Below are 2,488 nucleotides of genomic sequence, written 5' to 3'. Positions count from 1 at the left end.
ATCCGTCCGGCAAAGTCATCTTGAATCTCGGTAGGCGACCCTGAAGGATCGTGTCCACGTAGGGATAGGTGGACACGATGACAAGCGAGAGCGGCAAGACCCGGCGTCGCTACGGCACGCAGTTCAAGGCGATGGTGCTGGCGCAATGTGAGGAGCCTGGGGCCTCCGTAGCGCAGGTGGCGATGGCGCACGGTATCAACGACAACGTGGTGCACCGCTGGCGGCAGTTGGCTCGGCAACGCCAGGGAGCGCCGCTGGTCGCTGTAGCTGCGGCCGACCGTCCCGCTCCTGCCGAGTTCGTACCGCTTGCGTTGCCAGCGCCTGCCGCATCTGAGGTGAAGACCGAAGTCCGCCTGGAGATCCGACGCGCAGCCGTGACGGTGAGCGTAGCCTGGCCCGAGCACGCGCTGGGTGACCTGGCCGGCTTCGTTCGCGAGCTGCTGAAGTGATCCGTGTCGACGCCGTGTGGCTGGCGGTGCAACCCATGGACATGCGGCTGGGAACGGAGGCCGCGTTGTCGCGCGTGGTCGGTGCCTTCGGCGCGGCGCATCCTCACCACGCCTACCTCTTCGCCAACCGCCGCGCCAACCGCATGAAGGTCCTCGTGCACGACGGCATCGGCGTGTGGCTGGCCGCCAGAAGGCTCAACGCCGGCAAGTTCGTGTGGCCGGTTGACGGCGCGAGCACCCTGAACCTGACCCGCGCGCAGTTCGACGCACTGGTGCTCGGCCTGCCCTGGCAGCGCCTGGGCGAGGCTGGCATCATCCGCGTGATCTGAGGCGGCGGCGTGCAATTGCCGAATGTGCCAATGCGCGGCGACGGCCGACGCGGCACGATGGCTGTCCATGATCAGCGCAGAGCAGCTGGACGCCCTGGATCCGCAGACGCGGCAGGCGATGCTGACGCTGCTGGCCGAGATCCGAGCCAAGGACGAGCTGATCGCGCAGCGTGACCGCGACGCCGCCTTCAAGCAGGCGCTGATCGACAAGCTCACGCACGAGAACGCGATCCTCAAGCGGCTGAAGTTCGCCGCCACCAGCGAGCGCTTCGCCAGCACGCTGTCACCCGAGCAGAAGAGCCTGCTCGAAGAGACGCTGGACAGCGACCTGGCTGAACTGGACCAAGAACTCAAGCGCGAGCGCGGCCAGGCAGGCGACAAGGACAAGACCGAGAAGAAGACGCCCAAGCGCGCGCCGCTGCCGCCGCACCTGCCGCGCCGCGACGTCGCCCACGAACCGGCGGACACGACCTGCGGCTGCGGGCAGCCGATGCAGCGCATTGGCGAGGACGTGGCCGAGAAGCTGGACTACCAGCCCGGCGTCTTCACCGTCGAGCGCCACGTGCGCGGCAAGTGGGCGTGCCGGTGCTGCGAGAAGATCGTGCAGGCGCCGGTGCCAGCGCACGTCATCGACAAGGGCATCCCGACCGCTGGCCTGCTGGCCCACCTGCTGGTGGCCAAGTTCCTCGATCACCTGCCGCTGTACCGTCAGGAACACATCTTCGAGCGGGCCGGTCACCTGATAGCCCGATCAAGCCTGGCGCAGTGGGTCGGCGAGTGCGGAGCGCAGCTACAGCCGCTGGTGCAGGCGCTGGCCAACGAGCTGCGGCGCCACGTCGTGCTGCACGCCGACGAGACGCCGGTGGCGATGCTCAAGCCGCAGCACCTGCGCGACGGCAAGACGCACCGGGCCTACATCTGGTCGTACTGCACCCCGAGCACGAACCCGGTCAAGGCGGTCGTGTTCGAGTTCAGCGAAAGCCGCAGTGGGGAGAACGTGCGCGAGTTCCTGCGCCTGGACACGCCCTCCGCCTGGCAAGGCACGCTGGTCACCGACGGGTTCAGCGGCTACAGCGCCTGCTTCGAGAAGGGTGTGACCTCGGCCCAGTGCATGGCGCACGCCCGCAGGAAGTTCAACGACCTGTGGGCCAACCACCGCAGCGAGGTTGGCCACCAGGCGCTGCGGTACCACCAGAGCTTGTTCCGCATCGAACGCGAGATCGAGACACTGCCCAGCAACGAGCGAAGACGGATCCGGCAGCGCAAGTCACGACGAGTGCTCGCCGTCTTCCATCGCTGGTTGCTAGCCCAGCGGCAACTGGTGCCGACCGGGTCGGCCACGATGAAAGCCATCGACTACAGCCTCAAGCGCTGGAAGGAGCTCACTCGCTTCGTCGACGACGGCGACGTGCCGATCTCGAACAACTGGGTCGAGAACCACATCAGGCCGATTGCCCTCGGGAGGGCGAACTGGCTGTTCGCCGGCAGCCTGCGCGCTGGCAAACGGGCCGCGGCGATCATGAGCTTGCTGCACTCGGCCCGCATCAACGGGCACGACCCCTACGCGTACCTCAAGGATGTGCTCGAGCGGTTGCCGACGCATCCAGCCAGCCGCATCGAAGAGCTGCTGCCGCATCGCTGGTCGGCCGCTTCTTGAGCAACGACGCGAGTTCCGCGCTCGGCGTCAAGGTGACTTGGCCGGACGCATAC

The 2,488-nt window shown here is 67.3% G+C and carries 3 protein-coding genes; all 3 read left to right on the top strand.

What is annotated here, in order from left to right:
* The first annotated feature begins 77 nt into the window (after positions 1–77).
* The 3 genes from KF892_25100 (at position 78) to KF892_25090 (ending at position 2,435) form a co-directional block, all read left to right on the top strand.
* Entirely contained in the window at positions 78–449 is a 372-nt protein-coding gene (locus KF892_25100) for a transposase (protein MBX3628289.1), read from the top strand.
* Complete coding sequence (tnpB, locus tag KF892_25095; protein MBX3628288.1) at positions 446–778, top strand: IS66 family insertion sequence element accessory protein TnpB; 333 nt, start codon at positions 446–448, stop codon at positions 776–778. The genes KF892_25100 and tnpB overlap by 4 nt, the downstream gene beginning before the upstream one ends.
* A 67-nt stretch (positions 779–845) precedes the next feature.
* Positions 846–2,435, top strand: coding sequence for an IS66 family transposase (locus KF892_25090; GenBank protein MBX3628287.1), 1,590 nt, complete (start codon positions 846–848; stop codon positions 2,433–2,435).
* The last annotated feature ends 53 nt before the right edge of the window (positions 2,436–2,488 follow it).

The organism is Rhizobacter sp. (assembly GCA_019635355.1).
Classification (GTDB): Bacteria; Pseudomonadota; Gammaproteobacteria; order Burkholderiales; family Burkholderiaceae_C; genus Rhizobacter.
This window is presented reverse-complemented; position numbering and strand designations above follow the sequence as displayed.